Origin of the sequence: Sphingobacterium faecale (assembly GCF_016746095.1) — a bacterium.
In the GTDB taxonomy this organism is placed as follows: Bacteria; Bacteroidota; Bacteroidia; order Sphingobacteriales; family Sphingobacteriaceae; genus Sphingobacterium; species Sphingobacterium faecale.
Map to the genome: position 1 here is coordinate 443,015 of NZ_JAERTY010000001.1, position 19,997 is coordinate 463,011.

Consider the following 19,997-nt stretch of genomic DNA (forward strand, 5'->3'; position numbering starts at 1 on the left):
AGTTAAAGAAGTAAATTAATCGGTAGCGTTATCGGAACTATATTTAGCCATTTGATTGCAAACATGAGGAGAATCTTATTTCTTTGAACCTATCGTCTGCATGAAGACGGTATTACTATAAACCCTATTTATTATGATGAGAAAAGAACTTTTAACGCGAGTCTTCTCACTTGGATTGCTCGCACTTCTTGGAATACTACAGATTAGTCTGGCAATTGCGCAGGACAATGTGTCCAGGAAATTTACCGTTATGGACAAGTCTAGTCAGACTAGTCTTGTCGGTGTATCATTAACTAACAAACGTACCAAACAATCTACAGCTACTAATGCTACTGGAGAGGCTAGTCTAGAAGCTGCTTCGGGAGATCAGATTCAGATCCAGATGGTCGGTTATAAGACGATGGTACATGTCGTTACAGCAGCTCAGCTTGTCCGTGTTGAACTGGAATCTCAGCAAGAGGCCATATCGGAGGTTGTGGTTACAGCTTTGGGTATAAAAAGGGAGACTCGGGGGCTCACTTATTCTACGCAACAATTGGCTAGCGATGCTGTAAACAACGTCCGGGATAACAGTGGTAATATTATGACCAACCTGACCGGTAAGGTGGCTGGTGCTACAGTAACTACAGCCTCTACAGGCCCGGGAGGTGCTGCACGGGTCGTGTTACGGGGTAATAAGTCTATCGCTGGAAATAATAATGCTTTGGTCGTGGTGGATGGTGTGCCTTATGATAATACGGCTGGCCCTCAGGCCACTGGAACAACACCTAATTATGGTACCAGTGACGGAGCTGCGAATATCAATCCCGACGATATTGAATCCATCAATATTCTAAAAGGTCCATCGGCGGCGGCCCTGTATGGGGTAAGAGGGGCCAATGGGGCAATTGTCATTACCACAAAGCAAGGGCAAGCCGGGCGTTATAGCATTGACTATAATGGTAGTGCATCACTGGATCAAGTCAATATGTTGGCTGATTTTCAAAATTCCTATGGACGTGGAAACGGTGGGAAGAAAGGCGTAAATATTGGCGAAAGTTGGGGCGAACAAGGTGCTACTTATAAAAATAATGTAAGGGATTTCTATAGAAATGCTGCTACGTTTAATAACAGCATCAGCACCTATGGAGGGACTGAAAAAGTGCAGGGCTATATGTCGTACAGCAATAATAAGATCGGTGGGATATTTCAAGGGAATGACTTGAAACGGAATAGTCTGAATCTGCGACTGAATACGGAGTTGATTCCAGGTCTTAAGACGGATGTAAAACTTAATTATGTCAATCAGCAGATTGCTAATCGACCTCGATTGGGCGATACAGGAATGCCGATAGAGGCTTATATCATGCCTAGGGATATGGATGACGTAGAATTGAACGATTATGAGACAATTGATCCATCTGATGGTAAACCACTACGCAAGTATTGGTCGGGTTCTTCTATCTATGATAATCCTTATTGGAGTATAAACCGCACATCCGTCAATGAAGCTCGGGATCGGATTACAGCATTGGGTTCGGTTTCGTATCAATTGACCGATTGGTTGAATATTTTGGGGCGTTATTCTTTTGATAAGTACAGAGATGTCATCGATGGTTCATTTTTTCACAGTACGGTTTCCTTAGGTGATGTACGTGATGGTGGGAAATATTATCAAACGCATACACAATATTCGGAACAGAATTTTGATTTTCTGTTGAATGGGAAACATGAACTTCACGAAGATATTCAGTTGAATTATACGGTAGGGACTAGTTTTTTGAAACGGAACTATAATAGTTTCCAAAATATGGCGAATGGGCTGAGTATCCCAAACCATTTTTCCTTTTTAGTGGCTACAACTCCGGAGTTTAAGGATGTCAAGAATTATGAACGTAGATTAAATTCGATTTATGCGAGTACACAGTTGAGTTTTTATAATAATATTTTCTTAGACCTTACTGCTCGTAATGATTGGTCTTCTACATTGTCAGCACCGTACAGTTTCTTCTATCCGTCTGCAGGCCTTTCCGTTGTTTTTCACGAATGGTTGGATCTCCCAGATTGGGTTACCTTTGGAAAAGCTAGAAGCTCCTATACAAAAGTTGGAAATGATCCTGACCCCTTACAGTTACAGCAGTTATACCAATTTGACTGGGGTGCTGAAAAGGGATTTGTCTTCAGAAGTGCAACCAAATCTATTCCCGACTTAAAACCTGAGGAAACTACGTCCTTTGAGGTCGGGGTAGATATGAAATTTTTTAACGATAGGTTGGGATTTGATGCTACGTATTATAAGAGCAATACGGTCAATCAGCTGATGTTTATCCCTATGCCAATGGCTAGTGGGTTTAGTAGAGAGTATATCAATGCCGGTGATATCCAAAATAGTGGGTTTGAGATACAATTGACTGCTGTGCCTGTGCAAAAGGAGAATTTTAAATGGAATACGGGAATCAACTTTGCTGCCAATGCAGGTAAAGTCCTGAAACTACACTCGAAGACGAAGCGCGTTGACGTCACTGCGAGTACAAAATATGCTACAGTGGTTGTCAATGAGGGTGGAAAATACGGTGACTTGTATGGACATAAGTGGAAACAGGATCCTGGTACTGGAAAATATGTTGTCGATGCTACGGGCTTGCCAGTTGTAGAAAGTAATCAAAAATTGGGAAACTTCAATCCTGATGCGTTGATTGGTTGGACGAATAGCTTCAATTACAAGCGATTTACGTTGAATACCCTTATCGATGCACGCATAGGAGGAGAGATCGTATCGGGTACTGCTGCTTATTTAGCTTCTTATGGTGTAGCAGAATTTACAGAGAAGTATAGAGAAGGTGGTTTGGTTCTGGATGCAGTACAGGCAGACGGTAGCGCTAATACAGTGGCTATTACCGCCCAGCAATTATGGCAGAAAGTGGGGCAGAATGGTCGTGATGCTTGGGGTGATTTTTTTGTGTATGACATGACTAATGTCCGTATGCGTGAATTGGCATTGGCTTACAAATTTGATGTAAGCAAGATTAAAGGATTGCAGGCTGCCCAAGTGTCTCTAACAGCAAGAAATCTATTTTTCTTCTATCGTGGTAAGTCTAAATTGGATATCCCGGGAATCGGTAAGATCAAAAATCCTATCGACCCTGAAGGTGCACTGGGATCTGGTAATTACCAAGGCGTGGAAGTTGGTCTTGCGCCAGGGGTGCGTACCTACGGTCTAAATCTTAAACTGACATTTTAACTAAAGAAACCATGAAAAGATCAATAATATATAGTATGGTAATCAGTATGGGATTGTTATCCTGTACCAAAGACTTCGAAAAAATAAATACAGACCCCGATAAATTAACAGAAGTGGGGTCACGGGAACGGCCATTTATGTTTGCTAAAGCCCAATCATCGGCAGCGATGAATCGCTCATTCTATCAGACGGTACAGAATTTAGGTCCAGATTTGTATGCGCAGTACTTTGCACTGACTACTACCTCATTCCGGACAGACCGTTATGCATTGACACCCGATTGGCAACGTCGGTTCTGGACAGTGGTATATGTAGATACTGCACCACAACTGAAATCTATTTTAGATAATGTGGAACCTAATTCGGGCGAAGCTGCATTGGCTAATATTCAATGGGTATACGCATTTCATAGATTGACGGACCAGTTTGGGCCTATACCTTATTTTGATGCGGCGGAATCTAAGGATGTGATTTCTTATGATCCTATGGATAAAATCTACGATGATTTTTTCAAAAGGTTAACAACTGCGGTAGACAATTTGAAGGCGCTTCCTACTGGCACGAAAGTTTATCAAGGGTATGAGTTGATGTATAGTGGTGATATCAATAATTGGATCGCATTTGCAAATTCGTTACGTCTTCGTCTAGCCTTACGTATTTCGAAAGTGGATGCTAGTCGAGCAAAATCCGAGGCTGAGGCCGCTGTAGCCTCTGGCGTGATGTTGAATAACGGTCAGAATGCTTCACTTTCCAAATCATTGAAAGGGAATGATACGAATGGCTTGTCTCAAGTGGCTGCCTGGAATGAGTTTGCGATGAGTTCTACTATTGCATCTTACTTGAAGGGGTATGTAGATCCGCGTATAGAGAAGTATTTTCAACCAAGTGTAATTGGAGGTACGTTTAATAGCTTGCGTAATGGGATGCCTGCAGCCGATTTGGGTATAGTACGGAATCAAGCTGGTTCTAATTCTAATGTGGGTAAATATTGGGTTGAATATGTAGGAGAAAAAGCTTTGCTTACACCAAATTTGATTGCACGTTTTCATATCATGTCTGCTGCGGAGTCTTATTTTCTACGTGCAGAGGGGGCGTTGAACGGCTGGAATATGAATGGTACAGCTCAAGCCATGTATGAAGAAGGGGTCAAGTTGAGTATGCAGCAATGGGGGATAAACGATGCAGGTCAAATACAGGGGTACTTGAGTTCTTCTGTACAGCCAGCTGCGCCTGGTGATTATCACAATTCTCCTGCGGTAGCTACTACTCCGGTGAAATGGGATGCTGATCCGGCGGTGCAACGTGAACAGATCGGGACGCAAAAGTGGCTCGCTATTTATCCTGATGGCATGGAAGCTTGGGCGGAGTTTCGGAGATCGGGATTTCCAAAGATGTATAATCTCTTGAATTCGGAGAACGCAGATCTTCCTGTAGGCACATTTATCAAAAGAATGCCGTATCCTCTGACGGAGGAAACGAATAATTTGGAAGAACTCACTAAAGGAAGGGCTTTGTTGGGAGGAAAGGACAATGCAGCGACACGTGTATGGTGGGATGTTGATTAATAATGTATGCGATTCCATATCTATTTTCTTTTTATGATGATGATGGCTTCTAATGCTATAGTGATTGGACAGGATACGGTACCCGAGGTATTGGGAATACCCAAGCATTTGGATCGGACGGCTAACTATGTCCAACATAGATTGAAAGAGGTATGTATGCAACATAATGGTTCTAAAGAATCGATCTACGGATATGTGACTTCTCATCTCGGCTTAGATAAGGCGGAGATGGGAAGCTTTGATATACAGGTGGTAAAGGAGCGGGATCTAGGAGATTTTGTACTTCGGTATATTGTATTCCAAACGATGGAAGGGGTCTATGTTCCTGCTCATTTGTATGTGCCAAAAGGAAAAGGTCCTTTTCCTGCGATATTAAATAGTCATGGTCATTGGCCTAATGGTAAGTCAGGGGAGATTGTACAGCGGACGGCGCAGTTATTGGCCCGGAATGGTTATGTCTGTTTGACGATGGACGCCTGGGGCTCAGGAGAAAGGGGAGCGAATCATGTCCATGAGTATCACGGTGCGAGTTTAGGTTCGTCCTTACTTGATTTGGGTGTTCCCTTGATGGGGATGCAGGTTCTAGAAAATAAAAGGGCAATCGATCTGTTACAATCATTAGAATATGTGGCTAGTGAGCGCATTGCTGCCACTGGGGCTAGTGGAGGTGGTAATCAGACGTTTTGGATTTCTACTTTGGATGAACGGATAAAAGCGGCAGTGCCTGTGGTGAGCGTTGGTACATTTGAATCCTATATCCTGAACAGCAACTGTGTTTGTGAGCTTTTACCACATGGATTGATGCATTTGGAAACAAGTGATATGCTTACAGCAGTGGCGCCCAAACCTATTAAGATATTATCCGCATTACGTGATGGCAATGCTGCGTTCAATGTTGGTGAAATGTTGCGCACATTTAATAAAGCCCAACCTTTTTATAGTGATATGCACGCCGCGGAGAATCTCGCTTATGAATTGTTTGATGAGAAGCATGATTATACACTAGCTATGCGGTTGAGTATGTTAGACTGGTTTGATTCCTGTTTTGAAGTGAAGAGAAATAAGGTGGATACAATGTTTTATCAGATAAGGGATGCGGAGTTGCGTGTTTTAGATGATAATACACTGAAAAACAAGGTGCCTACAACCTCATCTTATGTGAGAAAACGTGCAGAACACCTGTCCAAAGAGTTGCTGTCGAGCAGTCATTTAGATGCAACGGATAAAGTAAGGGAGTTGGCTAAAATGATTCAGGTTGAGCGCGATAGTGTTCAGCTTGCAGAATCTATACCTGATCAGGGAAAGTATCATCGCTTGGTTATTAGTACGGCGCAGGGCAAGTTAATACCTCTTGTGATAGAAAGTCCGGCAGAGGTGTCAAATAAGTTGAAAATAGTATTTGGTTCGAAAGGGAATAGGGAGGTCGTACCGGAAAAGATTTCAGGTTGGGTAAAAGCTGGTGAAACGGTGGTATTGGTTGATCTTTTTGGCTTGGGCGAACGTAGCTCGATGAGTGCCGATCAGATCGATGGGCAGCTGCCGCGTTTTCATACATTGTCGCGATCGTTGTTATGGTTGGGAGAGTCCATGATGTCTATCTGGCTATCCGAGATGGATGTGGTTATCGGATACATTAAAAAGGAGTTTCCGAATGCCGAAATCGAAGTAGTGTGCGACCGGGAGACTGCAGTCTGTGCCTTGATGTATGGAGCGATGTATCCTTCAGCTATGCAATATCTCCTTTATGATCTGCCCTACAGTTATGTGCCTGATTATGTTGCCGCAGCGGATCGAACAAAAGAGGGAACTAATATGGCGATCCATTTACCAGGTATTATCTCTTGGGGGGATGTGCAGTTGTTGTTGGCTCTGGGAAAAGGAGCGTTCTATATTGATGGATTGATCGGTACTTCTGGCCGAAAAGTCTTGACAGGTGAACAGCTTGATTTTGAATATAAGGTAAAGCGTCTAAAGGAATTGTTAAATAACGAAAGTGTAATTCACTTTAATTAATAAACTATGGGAACAAATAGAAGATCATTTTTAAAACTCTCTGGATTAGCAGGATTGGGATTGATGGCTCCTGTATTGGAGTCAAGTGCTGCGGTGCAAGATAAGGGCAAGCTCAAGAATATTGTAAAAGAGGCAGAGAAGAAATATAAGCCAATTTTCAATATGTCTGGCTATGCTGCGCCTGCCTTGGATACGGTTAGATTGGCCTTTATAGGTGTTGGAAACAGAGGGTCTGCTGCGGTCGAGCGAATGAGTCGGATAGATGGGGTACGTATACAGGGCATATGTGATGTACGGGCCGAAAAAGCGAATGCAGCTAAAAGACGTATTCAGTCGGGGGGACACGAAGCACAGTTGTATACTGCTGGTGATACAGCATGGAAAGATATGTGTTCAAGGGAAGATATCGATCTAGTCTATATTGCTACACATTGGCACACACATGCAGAGATGGCTATTTATGCCATGGAGCATGGAAAACATGTGGCTTTGGAAATACCCGCTGCAACAACAGTAGAGGATTGCTGGCGATTGGTGATGACTTCTGAGCGTACCAAGAAGCATTGTGTTATTTTGGAAAACTGTTGCTATGATTTCTTTGAATTATTAACATTGAACTTAGCAAGACAGGGATTCTTCGGTGATATTGTACATTGTGAAGGGGCCTATATACATGACATCTTGAATAGCTTTTTTGATGAAGAGAAGCGTTATGATTTTTGGCGATTGAAGGAGAATGCGCACCGCAATGGTAATCTCTATCCGACTCATGGGATAGGGCCCGTATGTCAAGTGCTTAATATCAATAGAGGTAATCGGTTGGAGTATCTATCATCGATGTCCTCTGCTGATTTTAGTTTGCGAAATAAGGCGAAGGAAATGGCTGCAAAAGATAAGCGATTTGAAAGTTATCTGGATAAGCCATTCCGGGGCAACATGAACCTGTCAAATATTATGACGCATAGCGGTGCTACGATCGCACTGCAACATGATGTGAGCACTCCTCGTCCTTACTCTAGGATCCATATGGTGAGTGGTACGAAAGCATTTGCACAAAAGTATCCACTTCCTGGAAAAATAGCTATAGGGCATGATGACTTTCTAACAGAGGATAAACTAAACGAACTCCGAATGGATAGTGAGCCTCAGATTATAAAACATATTGGCGAGCTCGCTAAGGACATCGGTGGACATGGTGGTATGGACTTTATGATGGACTGGAGGCTGATCGATTGCTTAAGAAACGGATTGCCTGTGGATATGGATGTGTATGATGCAGCGTCCTGGAGTGTTATCGGTCCATTGAGTGAATGGTCGGTGGCAAATGGCTCCAAGCCTATAGCAATTCCCGACTTTACCATGGGAAGATGGAAAGAAAACATCGTTCATGATATCAACCTAAAAACCGGAGGCAATACCAAGGTAATTACCCTATAGTATTGTGTTCATATATCGAATGGATTAAAAATAGGCATGATGCCCAATAAGGCTGTGCCTACTATATTGTATACTCATAAATAATTTTATTGCTAATGAAGATTGAAAGATTTGAAACACGTCAGGATTTAGGAAAACATGCGGGTAAATTGGGCGCAGAATGGATTAAACAAGCTATTGCGGAAAGAGGGGAGGCAAATATAATCTTGGCTACCGGGCAGAGTCAGTTTGAAACAATCGAAACACTGATTGCAACTGCGGGAATTGATTGGTCTAAGGTCCGTATGTTCCATTTGGACGAATATATTGGGATGCCTATTACACATAAAGCAAGTTTTCGTAAATATCTTACTGAGCGCTTTGTAGCAAAAGTAGATCCTCTATTGGAGGTAATCCTTATCAATGGCGAAAATAATCCAGAGGAAGAGTGTGAGCGATTGGAGAAGAAAATAAGTGCCCATCCGATCGATGTTGCTTTCGTTGGAATCGGAGAAAATGGGCACTTGGCATTTAATGATCCACCTGCAGACTTTGATGTCGAAGATGCTTATCTTATTGTGAATCTGGATCAGCAATGTAGACAACAACAAATGGGTGAGGGGTGGTTTGGAAGTCTTGAAGAGGTGCCTTTACAGGCTATATCGATGTCTATCAAACAGATAATGAAGTCAAAAAAGATTGTATGTGCTGTGCCTGATGAACGAAAGGCGGAAGCAGTTAAAAACTGCCTGACATTACCAATCTCTAACTTGAATCCATCCAGTATACTACAACAACATGAAGATTGTGTGGTGTTTTTAGATCAGGGTTCATCTTCTAAATTATAAGATCCGTATTTATGACCACACAGACATTAGATAAGAAGAGTACCTATATTTCGATTGGAATTATCGGAATGATGTTTTTTATTTTCGGCTTTGTTTCTTGGGTGAATGCCATCCTAATTCCTTACTTTAAGATAGCCTGTGAATTGACCAATTTTCAGTCTTACTTGGTAGCGTTTGCATTTTACATTTCTTACTTGGTGATGTCTATGCCTTCTTCTTATCTATTGAAACGTGTCGGATATAAAAAGGGAATCGTTGTCGGCTTTTGGATTATGGCTTTAGGGGCATTGCTTTTTGTTCCTGCCGCATTTGGACGTACATATGTTATTTTCCTGTTAGGATTATTTACGCTAGGCGCTGGTTTGGCTGTTTTACAAACTGTTGCTAATCTGTATATCACGTTGATAGGAGATAAAGAACGTGCCGCTCAGCGTATCAGTATTATGGGGATATGTAATAAAGGAGCCGGTATATTGGCTCCTTTAGTATTCTCCTGGGCTATTTTAAGACCGAGTGATAATGAGCTTTTTAAGGCTATTCCATTAATGGACGATGTCTTAAGAGCAGCAGTACTTGATGATTTGATCATGCGCGTGGTGGTGCCCTATTCCGTTATGGCAGCTGTTTTATTTTTAATTGGCTTGTTCGTTCGATTCTCTCCGCTTCCTGAGATCGAAAATCCTGAAGGCGCAGAGGTGTCAGCAGGTCGGGATAGTTTGTTCCAATTTCCGCATCTTGTACTGGGCGCTATTGCTATTTTTCTACATGTGGGGACACAGGTAATCGCGATCGATACCATTATTAGCTATGCAGACTCTATGGGGGTGACTTTGTTGGAAGCAAAGTCCTTTCCTTCTTACACGCTTTCTGCTACCATTGTGGGTTACTTTCTTGGGATTCTTTTGATACCTAAGGTTCTGAGTCAAAAGCGTATGTTGCAGATTTGTAGTTTGCTTGGGCTGTTTTTCGCGGTGATGGTCTGCGTGATGAATCAAAACGTAGGCTGGATGGGGTATGATGTCAATGTTTCCATTTGGTTTTTGGTATTTATAGGTCTTCCTAATGCACTTATTTGGGCAGGTATATGGCCTTTGGCACTCGATGGTTTGGGGAAATATGCTAAACAGGGATCGGCATTATTGATCATGGGGCTGTGTGGCAACGCCATCCTTCCGATGATCTATGGAGCTGTAGCGGATAAGGTGAATGAACAGCTGGCTTATTGGGTATTAATACCTTGTTTTTTGTATATTACATTCTATGCCTTTTATGGACATAAAGTCACTTCATGGAAAAAGATATAAGATATTTGGATTATGCTAACGATTGTTAATGCGCAGGTAATCCGCTCGAATGAGATTATCGATAGAGGCTGGGTCTCTATAAAAGACGGCCGTATTGTAGCTATTGGCGATTATAAAACACTGCCTAAAGAGGGACTGCAAGGTGAAATTATAGATGCGCAAGGCTTGTATCTATCCCCAGGTTTTGTTGACATACATGTACACGGGGGAGGTGGTGCTGATTTTATGGATAATGAGTTGGAGGCTTATCTTACCATTGCTGAAACGCATGCCAAGTTTGGGACAACAGCTATGTTTCCTACTACGTTGACGAGTGAGCCCGAATTATTATGGGAGACTTTTAGCGTGTACGAACAGTCTCTCTCTGTGAATCAGTCCGGAGCTAAGTTTTATGGTTTACATCTAGAGGGACCTTATTTTTCCATGAATCAACGGGGAGCACAAGATCCCCGTTTTATTCGGAATCCAGATGCTTCGGAGTATAGGTCTATTATACAAAAATATAGCCGTTTAATCGCACGATGGAGCGCGGCACCTGAATTACCTGGTGCTTTGGAATTTGGTGATTATGTAAGTGAAGCTGGAATCGTATTGGCATTAGGGCATACCGATGCAGTTTATGAAGATATTGTGCGTGGAATTGAACATGGTTATCGTCTCGCTACACACTTGTATTCGGGGATGTCGGGGATGACCCGTAAAAATGCATTTCGATATGCAGGGGCGATCGAGTCCTGTTTATTATTAGAAGATATTGACGTAGAGATTATTGCCGACGGTGTCCATTTACCAGAACCTTTCCTAAAGCTGATCTGTAAGAATAAGAGGAAAGATCAGATTGTCCTTATTACGGATGCGATGCGAGGTGCAGGTACGTCGGATAGAGAGAGCATACTAGGGAGTAAACAGAACGGAACGCCTGTGATAATAGAAGATGGTGTTGCAAAACTTCCAGATTTGACTTCATTTGCAGGGAGTGTCGCTACTGCGGATCGTTTGATTCGGACGATGATCAATGTTGCTGAAATCCCATTGATAGATGCGGTGCAAATGCTTAGTCTCAATCCGGCTCGAATTATGAGAATAGATGATCAGACAGGAAGCATTGAGAAAGGCAAATTAGCCGACCTGATATTGTTTAACGAGCGTATAGAGGTTAAGACAACGATAGTGAATGGAAATATAGTCTACGAAGCTTAATCTGATCGTACGGATTGTCTCTCGATCAGTCTTCCTGGAATCAGTATTTCTCGAGGTTCAAAATCTTTGTTTTTAATATGTCGGATCAATAATTGACAGCTCTGTCGTCCGATCTCGAATGCAGGTTCCTCGATGGTGGTGAGATTGGGCTCAATAACGGTAGAAATAGGATCATTGGTAAAGCCAATAACGCCAAAGTCCTGTCCGACACGAATGCAGGCTTGGTTGAGGGCTTGTATAGCGCCTACTGCTTTACGGTCATTGACGGCAAAGATTGCGTTTGGTGGTTGAGGGAGGCTTAGAAGAGCGTTTGTATCATCAAAGCCATGGGACTGTCCAAAACCTGAAAAGATAACATACTCTTTATGATGAGGAACCTTGCAGTCAGTATGGGCCTGTAGATATCCGCGGAGCCGCTCTTGAGTGAATGACAGTTCTGAGGGGCCTGCAATGTGGGCTATTCTATCATAGCCTTTTTCGATCAAATAAGTCGTCGCTTGATATGCGCCGTCAAAGTCACTTTGTACTACTTTGGAAGCCTGTATCTGTTGGGGAACCCGATCAAAAAACACAATAGGCAAGCCTGAACGCATCATCGTCTCAAAGTGCTCAACGATATGTGAATTAGAAGATATGGAGATCAATAATCCATCTAAGCTACTCGTAGCTATATTTTCAATGAGTTTTTTTTCTCGTTCTATATCGTCGTTGGTGACGTATAGGATGATGTTGTATCCCTGATTATAGGCTTCTTCCTGTATACCGGATATGACAGTCGAAAAATAATAGTTTGTAATGAATGGGATGACGACTCCTATGTTTTTTGTATTACCTGAGGCTAGAGCCGAAGCATTTTTATTGAGTTTGAAGTTCAGTTTTTCGGTAAGTTCTATGACACGTTTTTTTGTTTCAGGATTGACATCATAGGCATCTCGGAGTGCGCGGGATACCGTTGAAACAGAGATGCCCAACATTTTTGCAATATCTTTTATACCAAAACTCTTTTTCATCACCATGAAAGGACTAACTTATAACCCCTAAAAATACACAGAATGTACAGTAAAGTTAACTATGTATTGAAATTTTTGTGTAAAATCTACGGTATCGTCTATTCAATAATGGTGTTGGGAGATTTAAGCAAGCCAACTATGTGATAAACGATAGATTCTAGAAAAAAAGTAAAAAAATCTAAACGTTTATTCGGTGTAGCTGTTCTATTATCAAACAACATATTAAAAATCATAATAATAGAAAGGAGAAAAACTATGAGCAAATTGACTTGGAAAGGCCGTTGGAATGAATTGAAAGGAAAAGTAAAGCAACAATATGCAGATCTGACAGATGATGATTTGTTGTATGCGGAAGGTAAAGAAGAGGAGCTGTTGGGTAAATTGCAGCAAAAAACTGGAAAAACCAAAGATGAGGTTGAAAACTGGTTGAACGGCTTGTAGTCTTTAAGCTTTTATAGAGACTTCAAAAGAGTTCTGTCTTAGGATAGAGCTCTTTTGTTTTTTGAATGCAGCCTGTTGTGGTGGTGATCTTTTAGTAAATGGCTGGTGCAAGGTCTAGTACTAGTTGCGGAGGGAAAAGTAGAAAAATACTTTCAAGGAGGAGAATGTTAAAATAAAAATAAATATGTTTCGCCCTTAAGAATAAAGTCGCTACTTTGGTAGGGATCTAAAATGAAATAAACATGAAAGGGTGGTTATATAGTTTCCTGTTAGGGTTTTTATTGAGTGGTTCGTGTGTCTGGGCTCAGACGGATAAAGAAGAAAGTGGTAAGGCTACTGATTCTATTCAGAAGGAAATCATCTCGCAAGGTGAAAATACCCTTCAGGAGATGCGTAAACAACAGATTGAAGATTCAGTACGTAGAAGTTATCTGGAAAGTCAGTTGTTATCTTCTAGACGAACAGATGTTTATGAACAGCGGAAATTAGTAGAAGAACTTACTTTTCTTAAAAGCAGAGATTCTTTGCTGATGGCAAAGCGACGGCTGAAGGTTGATTCGTTACGAGCGGTTAATAAGGGGGCTCCTGTAGTACCTTTCAACGATACACTTTTTACAGTATTTAATGCTATTGGGAGTTACTCTGCTAAAGAGCGTGCTAAAGGTACATCAGAAAGAATTCAACAGTTAGAGAGCAATTATGAGTTCAAGACAGACTCATTAATTGTTCAGCAAACTGAAGATAACTGGATTTTGTTATGGAGGGATCAGATTATACTGAGTGTAAATGAACATGATGCATTGTGGGCTAATAAAAGTGCCGGAGCGCTAACGGAATCTTATCGTCAGATTATTGCACAGGCTATTGATCAATACCGGGAAGAACATAGTTTGACCAGATTATTGACCTCTACAGGCATTGCTATTGTGGTTGTGCTTAGTGTAGGATTGATCATTTTTGGTTTGAGTAAATCTGTCAATTTGTTGAATTCCAGATTGCTAAAATCTAAGCGGAAGCGCTTCAAAGGCATAAGTTTTAAAGGCTACCAGTTGATATCCCCTGCGCAAGAACTCAAATATATTTGGTTTGTTACCGGCCTATTGCGTTGGCTGTTAATCCTAACAGTCATTTATCTCGCACTGCCAATTTTGTTTAACTTGTTCCCTTCAACTAAAGGTTATGCTCCGATTCTCATTGGCTATTTTATGTCGCCACTTAAGAAAGTGGGATTAGCAGTAATTGACTATTTTCCCGATCTGGTTACGGTAATTGTTGTTTATTTTATATTTCACTATGCATTAAGAGTGCTTAAATATTTTGCCGAAGAGCTTGCTAAAGGTTCATTGGTGATTAACGGTTTTTATTCGGATTGGGCTCTACCTACCTATCATATTTTACGTGTGCTTCTTATGGCCTTTTTTCTGGTTGTTATTTTTCCATATTTACCTGGGGCACAGTCTGATATTTTTAAGGGCGTCTCCGTATTTATAGGGGTATTGTTTACCTTTAGTTCGGCTGGAGCCTTAGGTAATATTGTAGCGGGATTGATGTTGACCTATATGCGATCGTTTGTTGTTGGGGACCGTGTTAAATTTGGAGACGTAACGGGGGATATCGTAGAAAAATCACTTTTAGTGACCCGTATCCGTACGCCAAATAATGAAGTGGTATCGATTCCTAATTCGCAGATAATGGGTAACCATACGATAAACTACAGTGCTGAAGCCGACCAACAGGGGTTGATTATCAATACAAAGGTGGCGATGGCCTATGAAGTGCCTTGGCAGACGTTTCATGAGCTTGCTAAAGCGGCCGTAGCACGTACCGAACTTTTGGAGACAACACCAGAACCGTTTATATTTCAGAGTAGCCTAGACGATTACTATGTCACTTATCAAATCAATGCTTATACCCGTCATCCCCATCGACAGGCTTTTATTTATTCAGAGTTACATAAGCACGTGATGGATGTTTTTCATGAGGCGGGTATAGAAATGGTATCTCCTAAATATCATGCCGTACGGGATGGAGCTGTAAAGGATATGCCTGAAAAGTATCGAGGAGTACCCTTAAGATCATTCCATGTAGACATTAAGGCAACACAGGAAGGAGAGTAGTCCAATAGGGAAATATTGGGATGTACAGAGAGGGATTTTTGAGGATTTTTTCGTATATTTATAGGTATGTAATTCATATGTTTACAACGCTATAAGAGTGGCGAGATTGTCTTTAAAAGCCCTTATATTTCATGCATTTTAAACTCTTCTATCAATTTACAAAGATTGGTCTATTCACTATTGGAGGTGGCTATGCAGTTATCCCATTAATAGAAAAAGAAATCGTTAGTCAGGGATGGCTTGATCGAACAGAATTTTACGAATTACTCGCTATCACAGAATCTCTTCCCGGTGTTTTTGCAACCAATATTGCTGCTTTGGTCGGTTATAAAATTTGTGGTGTACGGGGTGGCCTTTTAGCCGCATTAGGAACCATATTAGCACCATTTTTTATTATTATTCTGCTAGCTGTGTTTTTTGGTAAAATACAGGATAACCCCTATGTTGTCAAAATTTTTAAGGCTCTACGGCCGGTGGTTGTCGGACTTATTGCAGCTCCCTGTTATACAGCTTTTAAAGCTAGTAAGATGACTTTTAAAACTTTGCTAATTCCAATAATAGCTTTGGTACTTATGTTTTTCTTTCACCTTTCGCCTATTTGGATTATAGTTCTGGGATGCTTCGGTGGAATTGGCTATCACAAGTTTAAAACCGCTCGGAAAAACTTGTCAAAGGATTAGTTAAATGATATTTTATAAGCTCTTTTGGGTATTTACAAAGATAGGCTTTTTTGGATTCGGTGGAGGTTATGCCATGCTATCCCTGATTCAGGAAGAAGTTGTCGATCGAAATAGTTGGATGACTAAGCAGGAATTTACCGACCTCGTCGCGGTTTCGCAGCTTACTCCAGGACCTATTGGTATTAATACAGCAACCTATGCTGGGTACAGTGCTTTGATACATGCGGGATATACCCATCCGATAGCTATGTTGGGAGCTGCGATGACGACCATTGCTTTATGTTTACCTTCTTTTGCCATGATATCAGTGATATCTTATTTCTTCTTGAAATTTAGATCTAATAGGTATTTTTCGTCAGCGATGGATGGTGTCCGACCTATCAGTATTGCTTTAATTGCTTTAGCCGCTCTCTCGCTCACCAATAGAGATAATTTTATTGATTATATGAGTCCTATTCTATTTATTACAGCTATAGTGTGTTCGGTCAGGTTTAAAGTTCATCCCATTCTTATACTGTTAGGGGCAGCACTTGTTGGACTTGTTATATATTGATTGGAGTATATTTGTGTTATTTTGGATTATAAATGGCGCGATTTATGTTTTGACTTTCTATATTTAGCTAATTTAGTTTACTCAAAGAAATAGATATATGAGATTTGATACCCAACCTACTCTTGAGAACGATCAAGTCATTCTATTACCGCTACAGGAAGGAGATTTTGAAGATTTGTATAACGTAGCCTCTGATCCAGAAATATGGAGTCAGCATCCTAGCAAAGATCGTTGGAAAAGAGATGTCTTTCAAGTTTTTTTCGAAGGAGCAATGCAGAGTAAAGGAGCTTTTAAGATTATTGATAAAAAAACGGGCGAGGTGGTAGGAAGTACAAGGGTATATGACTTTGACGAATCTAATAATAGTATCTTTGTTGGTTATACCTTTTACGGGGTGTCCTATTGGGGTACAGGTATTAATAAAGGCGTAAAAAAGCTGATGTTGGATTACTTTTTTCAATTTGTTTCTAAAGTTATTCTGCACGTCGGTTCGGGAAACCTAAGGTCACAAATTGCTGTGGTACGTCTTGGTGCGGAAAAAGTTGATGAAGTAGAAGTCGGATATTATGGTGATGTTCCGAAGATTAACTACGTTTATGAAATCACTAAAAGTAGCTGGAGTAAAAATACGATATAATAGAGCCAATGGAAAAAAAAGAACTTTATTCTTTTCTTAAAGAAATACAGACTAAAGTAGCTCAGAATGATAATCAACTGGATTTAGTAATGGTTTATGATAAGGTTGATGAGGTGATTAAGAACCATGATTTTTATCACCAGACGCCTTACTTTTTATCAGAATGGCTCATTCTAAAAGAGCAGATTTTAAGATCTGACTCCGAGTCCTTGGGATATTTCGAGCGATTTTTAGAGAATATAATGTATGAAAGTGCTACAGGGGTATATGCAGCATACTTGGATAATAATCTCTAGAGAAGCTGTTCCAGATAGCGGATTGGATGATGATGCTAATTTCTTTGGCTATTCGTTTGTAATAAACCTTCGAAAGGAGAATACTCCTGTAAGGCAGGTCGCTAATAGCGCATGTATTACAAACTCAACCTTTCCTACAGGAAGGATATAGCTGGATATGAAAAGCATAACAAGGAAATAAATTGCGAAATAGGTAAATAGCAGTATTACAAAAGGCTTGATTTGTTGCATAATTTTAAATATTAGCTGTGCATTGAAAATTAATTTCGGGTATCTGAACTATTATTGACTTCTTAACGCGATGCACTAAAACACGTTGTTAAGGAGTCCTTTACTTATAAGAACGCTTTTTTCTTAGAATTGTTTATTTTATGAGCCATATGCTTGTTTTTTAGGATGTCAACTTTGTATTCCCAAACAACTCTTGGATGAAGTTAGGGAATAGAAAACCAATTTTGAAGGGCTTTACAAAAGCATAATAATTTGGTAATCCGTATGATGTTTTCGGCTATAGTTATTTTTAAACGGTAAAAACGGTTTTGTGATTGTCTCCTAATTTTTTACTTTTGCCTCATCGATCATTAAAGTTGAAAAGATTAAAAATAAAAGTCATGTAATACTTTGTCAATATTCAGAAAGAGAGTTAGTTGTTTGGAAGAGATTTCGACAGCTGCTATTCTTATGGTTTGATAGATGTATGTTATACTTTGAATTTTATAAAATGGAATCAACAAAATATGGTCGTACCTACCATTTCCCTTTTTCACCGGGGACAAGCAGTGACGATCGTTTTAATCATAATTATTGGGAAGATATACAGTGCTTTTCGGAGTTATTGTATACTGAAAAACTGGATGGAGAAAATAATTGTCTCTCCAAACGAGGAGTGTTTGCAAGATCCCATGCGGCTCCAACAATTTCACCTTGGACAGCACAACTACGCGAGCACTGGGCTAGTCTTAAAAACGACTTAGGGGATTTGGAGTTTTTTGGTGAGAATCTATATGCTGTACACTCGATTGAATATACTAAGCTAGAGCATTATTATTATGTGTTTGCCGCACGTATTAAAGATATGTGGCTCTCCTGGGAGGAGGTATGCTTCTATGCCGCGTTGTTCGACTTGCCTATGGTCCCTGTATTGAAAAAGACGAGCGTAAAGGAGTTAAGTACGTATCAGCTTTGGTCAGATGTGGAGAAATTGGCCGCTCAGGTTTCGACGTTTGGGTCTATCGACCCAAAGACAGGAGAAGTATGTACTTCTGAGGGGTTGGTATGTAGAAATGTGAATGCTTATTCTGTGGCTGAGTTTCCGCATCATGTTTTTAAATATGTGAGAAAGGGGCACGTGCAGACGGATGAACATTGGACGAGATCATGGAGAAGAACGCCGCTGATTTGGGAAAGGGGGGATCTGTAATGACTTGGAAATTGACAGAAAGTAAGGAGTGGGAGATTTTAGAAAAGAAATTCTCTTGGGTTGATGATATGCAGTATGTACCTCAGGATCCTTTGCATCATGCTGAAGGAAATGTGGCTGTGCATACGCAGATGGTCATAGATAGTCTGTTGAAAAACGCTGATTTTCAGTGTTTAAATGAGCAACAAAAAGAAGTGCTTTGGACATCAGCGTTAATGCATGATATTGAGAAGCGGTCTACGACATTAATTGATGCGGCGGGGCGGGTGAGTTCGCCTAGTCATGCGCGCAAAGGCGCTCAGACTACACGTAAAATTTTGTTTAGAGATATTGATACGCCATTTAATATCCGGGAGAAAATTGTGTCACTAGTACGTTATCACGGACTTCCTTTATGGTTGATGGATAAACCAGACCCTATGAAAAGTGCTTTGGAAGCCTCTCTGCAATTGGATTTGAGCCACTTGAAAATCTTAGCCAAAGCTGATGCTAAAGGCCGAACCTGTCAGGATATGGATGCATTAATGTATGCGTTGGAGATGTTTGAACTGTATACTAAAGAAATCGGTTGTTGGCAATCTGCACCTAGTTTTGAGACTCCTAATGCGCGTTTTACCTACTTTAATGCCTTAGATAGTTATGTGGATTATGTCCCCTTTGATCGTTTTAAATCGGAGGTCATCGTATTGTCAGGGCTACCTGGAATGGGGAAGGATTATTACATTTCGAAGTTGGATAAGGATCTGCCTGTTATCAGTCTGGATGATATACGTAGACAATATCGCATTGACCCAACGGATAAGAAACGGAACGGTTGGGTAGTACAGGAAGCAAAGGAAATGGCAAAAAAATATCTTCGAGCAGGTCAGGGATTTGTATGGAATGCAACCAATATCACCGCATTGATGAGAAAGCAACTTATTGATTTGTTTGTCGATTATCAGGCTTATGTGAAGTTGGTTTATATTGAGAAGCCTTATCACATTTGGAGGATGCAGAATAAGAATCGAGCCTATCCTTTGCCCGATATGGTATTGGATAAGATGTTACATAATCTGGATGTACCCCAACTGACGGAAGCCCATGAGGTTCATTATGAAGTCTATTAAATGGTATAGAATTATTTTAATAAGAGATTACTCATCCATATATTTTTCACCAAGATTGAATGGGAATTTGCGATAGGAACCAAAGATAGATCTGGTTCCTATCGTATAATAAGAAGTACTTTTGGATTACATGGATACTTTTGTTGCCGAAGACTCGGAGGGTCGAAT

The 19,997-nt window shown here is 40.7% G+C and carries 16 protein-coding genes; 15 read left to right on the forward strand and 1 reads right to left on the reverse strand.

The features are described 5' to 3' along the window. Positions 1-133 precede the first annotated feature (133 nt). The 7 genes from JKG61_RS01745 to nagA all read left to right on the forward strand — a co-directional run bounded on the left by JKG61_RS01745 (position 134) and on the right by nagA (position 11,566). Entirely contained in the window at positions 134-3,220 is a 3,087-nt protein-coding gene (locus JKG61_RS01745) for a SusC/RagA family TonB-linked outer membrane protein (protein ID WP_202101266.1), read from the forward strand. A gap of 11 nt (positions 3,221-3,231) precedes the next feature. Beyond that, positions 3,232-4,785, forward strand: coding sequence for a SusD/RagB family nutrient-binding outer membrane lipoprotein (locus tag JKG61_RS01750; protein WP_202101267.1), 1,554 nt, complete (start codon positions 3,232-3,234; stop codon positions 4,783-4,785). A 6-nt stretch (positions 4,786-4,791) separates the two neighbouring features. Next, positions 4,792-6,798 carry an alpha/beta hydrolase family protein gene (locus JKG61_RS01755; RefSeq protein WP_202101268.1) on the forward strand — a complete coding sequence of 669 codons (2,007 nt, stop codon included), beginning with the start codon at positions 4,792-4,794 and terminating at the stop codon, positions 6,796-6,798. A gap of 6 nt (positions 6,799-6,804) precedes the next feature. Further along, positions 6,805-8,235 carry a Gfo/Idh/MocA family protein gene (locus JKG61_RS01760; RefSeq protein ID WP_202101269.1) on the forward strand — a complete coding sequence of 477 codons (1,431 nt, stop codon included), beginning with the start codon at positions 6,805-6,807 and terminating at the stop codon, positions 8,233-8,235. Positions 8,236-8,330: 95 nt separating this feature from the next. Further along, positions 8,331-9,062: a glucosamine-6-phosphate deaminase gene (locus JKG61_RS01765; protein ID WP_021070585.1), complete on the forward strand. Its 732-nt coding sequence runs from the start codon at positions 8,331-8,333 to the stop codon at positions 9,060-9,062. An 11-nt stretch (positions 9,063-9,073) separates the two neighbouring features. Beyond that, entirely contained in the window at positions 9,074-10,366 is a 1,293-nt protein-coding gene (locus tag JKG61_RS01770) for a sugar MFS transporter (RefSeq protein ID WP_202101270.1), read from the forward strand. Positions 10,367-10,378: 12 nt separating this feature from the next. Then, the gene (gene nagA, locus JKG61_RS01775) at positions 10,379-11,566 is read left to right on the forward strand and encodes an N-acetylglucosamine-6-phosphate deacetylase (RefSeq protein WP_202101271.1); all 1,188 of its coding nucleotides are present in this window, start codon (positions 10,379-10,381) and stop codon (positions 11,564-11,566) included. Here nagA and JKG61_RS01780 read toward each other — a convergent pair. Beyond that, complete coding sequence (locus tag JKG61_RS01780) at positions 11,563-12,576, reverse strand: LacI family DNA-binding transcriptional regulator (protein ID WP_202101272.1); 1,014 nt, start codon at positions 12,574-12,576, stop codon at positions 11,563-11,565. The genes nagA and JKG61_RS01780 overlap by 4 nt on opposite strands. A gap of 255 nt (positions 12,577-12,831) precedes the next feature. On the opposite strand from JKG61_RS01780, the gene JKG61_RS01785 reads away from it, so the two are divergent. The 8 genes from JKG61_RS01785 to JKG61_RS01820 all read left to right on the forward strand — a co-directional run bounded on the left by JKG61_RS01785 (position 12,832) and on the right by JKG61_RS01820 (position 19,829). Then, the gene (locus JKG61_RS01785; protein ID WP_133584474.1) at positions 12,832-13,017 is read left to right on the forward strand and encodes a CsbD family protein; all 186 of its coding nucleotides are present in this window, start codon (positions 12,832-12,834) and stop codon (positions 13,015-13,017) included. Between the two features lie 242 nt (positions 13,018-13,259). Then, complete coding sequence (locus JKG61_RS01790; RefSeq protein WP_202101273.1) at positions 13,260-15,134, forward strand: mechanosensitive ion channel family protein; 1,875 nt, start codon at positions 13,260-13,262, stop codon at positions 15,132-15,134. Between the two features lie 131 nt (positions 15,135-15,265). After that, complete coding sequence (locus tag JKG61_RS01795; RefSeq protein ID WP_021070577.1) at positions 15,266-15,814, forward strand: chromate transporter; 549 nt, start codon at positions 15,266-15,268, stop codon at positions 15,812-15,814. Between the two features lie 4 nt (positions 15,815-15,818). Next, a complete protein-coding gene (locus tag JKG61_RS01800) occupies positions 15,819-16,367 on the forward strand; it encodes a chromate transporter (RefSeq protein ID WP_202101274.1) in 549 nt (182 codons plus the stop codon). 97 nt (positions 16,368-16,464) lie between these two features. After that, the gene (locus JKG61_RS01805) at positions 16,465-17,004 is read left to right on the forward strand and encodes a GNAT family N-acetyltransferase (protein ID WP_202101275.1); all 540 of its coding nucleotides are present in this window, start codon (positions 16,465-16,467) and stop codon (positions 17,002-17,004) included. An 8-nt stretch (positions 17,005-17,012) separates the two neighbouring features. Next, a complete protein-coding gene (locus tag JKG61_RS01810) occupies positions 17,013-17,300 on the forward strand; it encodes a hypothetical protein (RefSeq protein WP_202101276.1) in 288 nt (95 codons plus the stop codon). A 721-nt stretch (positions 17,301-18,021) separates the two neighbouring features. Beyond that, positions 18,022-18,720 (forward strand): RNA ligase family protein, encoded by a 699-nt coding sequence (locus tag JKG61_RS01815; protein ID WP_202101277.1) that lies wholly within the window; start codon positions 18,022-18,024, stop codon positions 18,718-18,720. Then, positions 18,678-19,829, forward strand: a complete 1,152-nt coding sequence (locus JKG61_RS01820) for an AAA family ATPase (RefSeq protein ID WP_237249340.1) — start codon at positions 18,678-18,680, stop codon at positions 19,827-19,829. Before JKG61_RS01815 ends, JKG61_RS01820 begins: the two co-directional genes overlap by 43 nt. Positions 19,830-19,997: the final 168 nt, after the last annotated feature.